Raw genomic sequence first — 6,418 nt, 5'->3', positions numbered from 1 at the left:
ATATTTCCTACATTTTCTTTCTTCACTTGCGGCGATACCATATTTCCTACATTTTCTTTCTTCACTTGCGGCGATACTATATTTCCTACATTTTCTTTCTTCACTTGCGGCGATACTATATTGTTTTTTTTCGTTTGCGGAGAAATGATATTGTTAGGTTTCATTTTACTAATTTGAGGAGCAATTAACTCGCTTCCTTTTTTTATTACATCTGAAATTTTATATTCTTTTTTCGGTTTTATTGGTGGTTGTGGTGGCTGTGGCAATACATTTACCGAAAACTTCGTGTTTTCTTTTTCCGCCGGTTTTTGTTTTTCTATCACAGGTGGTTTTTGAATAACAGACGGTTTTTCAACTGGTTTCTCTTTTTGAATTGGCTGTTCTTTTTGCACCTCTTTTTGCGGTTTCACCTGTACTTCTTTTTGCGGCTTTACCTGCATTTCCTTCTGCGGTTTTACCTGCACTTCTTTTTGTGTTTGTTGCATAGCTGGCTGCTGTGTAATTGGTGCTGATTGATACGTAACTTCTTCTTCATCTTCTATTCCAAGCGGAGTTGGTGTTGCTGCAAATTCTTTTTGCTGCACTTCTTTTACGTATTGCTTTGGATGCGCTGAGCCTGCCCCAGCCTGTTGTTTCATGTGAACACTCTTGGATGGCACTTTAATTTTCATACCTGGCATAATTAAATCTGGATTACTAAGTTGTGTATTTGTTTTTTTCAACGTATCAAAATCCACTCCGTACTTTTTCGCAATTTTCCAAAGGGTATCCCCTTTTTGCACGATATGAATTTTCAAATTTTCCCCCTCCTGTATAACTTATCTATAAGTAACAAATCTCATGAAGTAACTCTTTCTAAATAACATTAACTTCTTTTCACTTTTAGCACTTCTTCGATTTTCAATATCATTCGAAGTGGAATAAGCATAAAGAACCACAATGATTTCTTCAAAACAATGTATGCCCATTTTGTTCTCGTTATGATTATATGTATGAAAAAAAGCAACGGGAATACCGTTGCCTTACACACGCTCTAACATACGATTTAAGGCAAGAACCGCTTCTGCCGTTACTTGTTTATCTACGCTAATAACGTTAATTTCTGCTCCTCTTTCTATCGTTTCAAGTACCCATAATAAGTGAGGCAGATCAATTCGGTTCATCGTTAAGCATGGACACATAAATGGATTAAGTGAAACAATTTCTTTATCTGGATGTTGCTGAATAATTCGGTTCACTAAATTCATTTCTGTACCAATCGCCCATTTGCTACCAGATGGCGCTGATTCAATCATATCAATAATATACTTCGTTGAGCCTGCATAATCTGAAGCAGCTACAACTTCATAGCAACATTCTGGATGTACAATAATATTCATATCAGGATGATTTTTTCGTACGCTCTCAATGTTCTTCACTGTAAAATTTTGATGAACAGAACAATGCCCTTTCCATAAAATCACTTGAATTTCTTCTATATCCCCATCGTACTCTAATGAATCTGTGTGTGGGTCCCATACTGCCATTTTATCTAACGGGATACCTAAATCGTACGCTGTATTTCTTCCTAAATGTTGGTCTGGTAAAAAGACGAGACGTTCTTTTTGAGTAAACGCCCAAGATACCATTTGCTTTGCATTAGAAGAAGTTACTGTTGCTCCTCCGTTACGACCACAAAACGCTTTAATTGCAGCTGTAGAGTTCACATATGTTAACGGAATCATCGTATCTCCAAATAATTTCTTTAGCTCTTTCCATGCTCTTTCTGTTTGTTCAATATCTGCCATATCCGCCATCGAACAACCTGCACGCATATCTGGTAAGATGACAACTTGATCATCTGTCGTTAACATATCTGCTGTTTCCGCCATAAAGTGCACCCCGCAAAACACAATATATTTTGCGTCTTTATTGCTAGCTGCAACTTGCGCAAGCTGAAGTGAATCCCCTGCTGCATCTGAAAATTGTACCACTTCATCTTTTTGATAATGATGCCCTGGAATGAATAACATTTTCCCCATCTTCTCTTTAATTTCACGAACACGCTTTTCCATATCTTCCGTTGACATCGTGTAATAACGCTCTGGTAACATCGTTTCAATTGGCTGTACTTGTTCTAAAATACTCATATACGTTTCTCCCCCTCTAAGCCACTTTCCTTACCCTTCAATATTGAAACTAATATCAAGTGCTTTCACTGAATGTGTTAACGCTCCCAGTGAAATATAATCTACCCCTGTTTTTCCGTATTTCGATAAATCTTCAATTGTGATGCCCCCTGAAGCTTCTGTAACGATAGCGCTCGGTACAATTTTCGAAAACTCCCGGATTTCATCTGGCGTACGATTATCGAACATAATAATATCCGCACCAGCAGCAACAGCCTCTCTCACCTGTTCCTCAGTTTCTGTTTCTACTTCTACTTTCACCATATGTCCTAACTTTTCTTTCACTGATGTAACAGCTTTTGTAATAGAACCAGCAAACGCAATATGATTGTCTTTAATCATGACACCATCATATAAACCGAAGCGATGATTAAATCCACCACCACACACGACCGCATACTTATCAAACATACGTAGTCCTGGCATCGTTTTTCGCGTATCACAAATACGAGTATGGCTACTATCTAAAGCAAGAACCGCTTTACGCGTCATCGTCGCTATTCCGCTCATACGCTGAATAACGTTTAATATAACGCGCTCTGCTGTTAATAACGATGCAATTGGCCCTTGCACAGTTGCAATGATTTCGCCTTTTTCTACAAGATCGCCATCTTTTTTATGAAGCTCTACTTCAATTCTCTCATCAATTAATTTAAATCCTGATTCAATTACTAAACGTCCTGCAAAGACCCCTGTATCCTTCGCAAGAAACGTTCCTTTCGAAAGTAAGTTATCTGGAAAAATAAGCTGAGATGTTACATCTCTTTCTCCTATATCTTCTAAAAAAAATCTATTTAATGCTTCTTTAACTTTTATCGTGTTCATAAAGCCCCTCTTCCCCTCATCACACAAGTTGTAGTTTTCTCTTTACTCGAACAATCTCTTTCTTTCCTATATTTCTATCTGGATAATCACTTCGGTAATGCCCGCCAATACTTTCTTCTCTTTGTAGTGCTGACACAACTATAAGCTCACACACTGTTAACATATTAATAAGCGTTATCTCTTCATTCGTAAGAACATCATGTTGTAATATCATATTTCGAACACCGTACTTACTAAGCCATCTCTTCGCATAAGATAAACTTTGCTCTGTTCGCACAATCCCAACATATTTCATCATGCATTTTTGTATTTCTTCTTTCGTCGGTAAATGATTCAGAACGATAAACTTTGCTTCTTTTTCGGCTAGCATGTTCATCTTTTCTTTTGTCTCTCTAGATAAAATGTGTCTTCCGATTCTTCCTCCAAACACAAGACCTTCTAATAATGAATTACTCGCTAATCTATTTGCACCATGAACCCCATTACAAGCTACTTCCCCGACTGCGTATAGGTTCGGAATAGACGTCTCTCCATCACAGTTCGTTTTCACGCCACCCATGTGAAAATGAGTACCGGGCACGACTGGAATAAGATTTTTATTTATATCGACTCCATTCGTTTTACATATCGATGACACGGTCGGAAAGCGTTGTTCAAAGTTTTGAATCATTTCGATGTTTAAGTACACTTTTTCACCCGCAAGTAGCTGTTCATGAATAGCCCTTGCGACTACATCACGAGGCGCTAAATCCTGTTCGGAATGTATATCCATCATAAAACGCTGCCCTTTGCCATTTATAAGGACAGCTCCTTCTCCGCGAACAGCTTCGGACACGAGGCCGGAACAACGCCCACCCGCGTATAACATCGTCGGATGAAATTGTATAAACTCTAAATCTACAAGCTCCCCGCCTGCACGGTACACCATTGCAAGTCCATCGCCTGTAATTGTCTCATCATTAGAAGTAAAGGCGTATAAACCGCCAATACCGCCTGAAGCTAACACCGTATAATCTGCATTGTAACGTTTCAGTTCTCCTTTATTGTTGCGAGTTAAAGCCCCAACACATTTATCTTTTTCTATAATAAAATCGAGCACCATTTCCTGTTCCACTACCGTAACGTATGGAGCTACTTCTTGAATAAGATGCTCTAATAAATTCTTTCCTGTTGCATCGCCACCTGCATGTAAAATACGACGTTTTCGATGCGCTCCTTCTTTTCCAAGATGAGGACCTGTTTCATCTCCATCAAATTTCATTCCATTTTCAATAAGGTTATTAATTTCTTTCGGTCCTTCCTCTACTAAATAACGGACCACTTCTTCATTGTTATAATGACACCCTGCTACTAACGTATCTTCAAAATGATCATTAGGATTGTCATATGTAGCTACCGCTGCGGCAATTCCACCTTGAGCTAAATGTGTATTATTATTACGTTCCGTCTCCTTTGTGATAATAATCACATTCTTTTCGTGACAAATCTCTTTTGCAACACGAAGTGCCGCAACGCCACTTCCAATAATTAAGACATCTGCACTTGGCATAATTGTTACCTCCTACTTTACACTTTTCAACTGTCTTGACACCTATATTTACATAGTTTTAAAATAATGACAAGAGTTTTTTTATAATTCTTATTTTCACTACCATTTAAAAAGTAAAAGAAATGTAACTCTTACGAGAGAGAGGAACTTACATGATGATATATCTTGACTATGCAGCTACTACACCTATGAGCGAGGAAGCGTTACAAACATATATGAAAGCAGCGTCGCAATACTTCGGAAATGAACAAAGTTTACATGATATTGGAGGAACGGCTTCTTCTTTATTACAAGTTTGCCGAAAAACATTTGCGGAAATGATTGGAGGCAAAGAACAAGGAGTATTTTTCACAAGCGGTGGATCGGAATCGAACTATCTTGCGATTCAATCACTTCTAAATGCCCGAAATAAGAAGCATATTATTACGACACCTATGGAACATGCATCCATTCGAAGTTATTTTCAATCTCTAAAATCAAAAGGCTATACGATCACTGAAATTCCTATTGATAAAAGTGGACTCATTTGTTTAGTAGATTTAGAGGCAGCTATTACAGAAGATACTGTGCTAGCAAGCATACAGCACGGAAACTCTGAAATTGGAACCGTTCAAAACATTGCAGAAATCGGGGCACTGTTAAAAAAATATAACGTTTTATTTCATTCGGATTGTGTGCAAACATTTGGTAAACTTCCTATCAATGTTTTTGAGATGGGAATTGATAGTCTTTCTGTTTCAGCACATAAAATATACGGACCAAAAGGTGTCGGCGCTTGCTACATAAATCCGCAATCTCGCTGGGAACAAGTATTTCCAGGAACTTCTCACGAAAAAGGATTTCGCCCAGGTACAGTGAACGTTCCCGGCATCGCATCTTTTTTAACAGCTGCTGAAAATATATTAAAAACTCAATGGGAAGAAAGTTTACGTTTTAAAGAGTTACGATCCTACTTTTTAGAGCAAATACAAACACTTCCGCTAGAAATTAAAGTAGAAGGTCATTCTACTTCTTGTTTACCACATATTGTTGGGGTTACAATAAAAGGAATAGAAGGTCAATATACTATGCTAGAATGTAATCGTCATGGTATTGCCATTTCCACCGGAAGTGCTTGCCAAGTCGGTAAACAAGAACCTTCGAAAACTATGCTTGCAATTGGAAAAACGTATGAAGAGGCCAAACAATATGTCCGCTTCTCTTTCGGACAACAAACAACGAAAGATCAAATTGATACTACTATTCATGCACTACACACAATTGGAAATCAATTTTATAGAGGTGTTAAATCATAATGAAACAAAATGAACAAAAAAAGATTTTAGGTGAAGAAAGACGACAGCTTATCCTCCAGTGGCTTCTTGCTGCAAATGAGCCGTTATCGGGGAATGAATTATCGAAAAAGACGAACGTAAGTAGACAAGTTATCGTGCAAGATATTTCCTTGCTTAAAGCACGAAACGAACCAATTATTGCGACTGCTCAAGGCTATTTATATTTAAAGCCACAAGAGAAACAACAAGCTTTTGAACGCGTAATCGTATGCCAGCACAAACCAGCAGAAGTACGTCAAGAACTTACAATGCTTGTTGACCACGGCGTTACGATTAAAGATGTAAAAGTTGAGCATCCTGTATACGGTGACTTAACAGCATCCATTATGGTAAGCAATCGCTTTGATGTAGAGCAATATTTACAAAAAATCGAAAACACAAATGCTTCCTATCTTTCACAACTAACAGATGGTATTCACTTACATACAATCGAGGCAGATTCTAAAGAAAAATTAGATGCTGCTTGTGAGGCACTGGATAAAGCAGGATTTCTCGTTTATTAATGTAAAGCACAGAGTTTTTATCATTCTCTGTGCTTTTTT

5 protein-coding genes and 1 pseudogene are annotated in these 6,418 nt (G+C 37.9%); 2 read left to right on the top strand and 4 right to left on the bottom strand.

All coding sequences use genetic code 11. The features are described from left to right. From exsA to nadB, 4 genes and pseudogenes are all read right to left on the bottom strand, one after another. A pseudogene (gene exsA, locus ACODS7_RS10510) lies at positions 1-797 on the bottom strand (spore coat assembly protein ExsA); the annotation flags it as partial. Positions 798-1,022: 225 nt separating this feature from the next. Beyond that, positions 1,023-2,129 (bottom strand): quinolinate synthase NadA, encoded by a 1,107-nt coding sequence (nadA, locus tag ACODS7_RS10505; protein WP_016080191.1) that lies wholly within the window; start codon positions 2,127-2,129, stop codon positions 1,023-1,025. 30 nt (positions 2,130-2,159) lie between these two features. Beyond that, positions 2,160-2,993, bottom strand: coding sequence for a carboxylating nicotinate-nucleotide diphosphorylase (gene nadC, locus ACODS7_RS10500; RefSeq protein ID WP_029443359.1), 834 nt, complete (start codon positions 2,991-2,993; stop codon positions 2,160-2,162). Positions 2,994-3,012: 19 nt separating this feature from the next. Further along, the gene (gene nadB, locus ACODS7_RS10495) at positions 3,013-4,542 is read right to left on the bottom strand and encodes an L-aspartate oxidase (protein WP_029443360.1); all 1,530 of its coding nucleotides are present in this window, start codon (positions 4,540-4,542) and stop codon (positions 3,013-3,015) included. 152 nt (positions 4,543-4,694) lie between these two features. Between nadB and ACODS7_RS10490 the strand changes: the two genes are divergently transcribed. Both ACODS7_RS10490 and ACODS7_RS10485 read left to right on the top strand, forming a co-directional pair. Then, complete coding sequence (locus ACODS7_RS10490) at positions 4,695-5,837, top strand: IscS subfamily cysteine desulfurase (protein WP_016080188.1); 1,143 nt, start codon at positions 4,695-4,697, stop codon at positions 5,835-5,837. Further along, positions 5,837-6,379, top strand: a complete 543-nt coding sequence (locus ACODS7_RS10485) for a transcription repressor NadR (RefSeq protein WP_000812272.1) — start codon at positions 5,837-5,839, stop codon at positions 6,377-6,379. Before ACODS7_RS10490 ends, ACODS7_RS10485 begins: the two co-directional genes overlap by 1 nt. Positions 6,380-6,418: the final 39 nt, after the last annotated feature.

Source organism: Bacillus sp. FG16 (assembly GCF_057809515.1).
The sequence above is the reverse complement of the archived record's forward strand: the minus strand, read 5'-3'. Positions and strand labels throughout refer to the sequence as shown.

Bases quoted from the DNA above. Each gene is read 5' to 3' on its own strand.
- nadA (WP_016080191.1), bottom strand. From the start codon at position 2,129: ATGAGTATTTTAGAACAAGTACAGCCAATTGAAACGATGTTACCAGAG.
- nadC (WP_029443359.1), bottom strand. From the start codon at position 2,993: ATGAACACGATAAAAGTTAAAGAAGCATTAAATAGATTTTTTTTAGAA.
- nadB (WP_029443360.1), bottom strand. From the start codon at position 4,542: ATGCCAAGTGCAGATGTCTTAATTATTGGAAGTGGCGTTGCGGCACTT.
- ACODS7_RS10490 (WP_016080188.1), top strand. From the start codon at position 4,695: ATGATGATATATCTTGACTATGCAGCTACTACACCTATGAGCGAGGAA.
- ACODS7_RS10485 (WP_000812272.1), top strand. From the start codon at position 5,837: ATGAAACAAAATGAACAAAAAAAGATTTTAGGTGAAGAAAGACGACAG.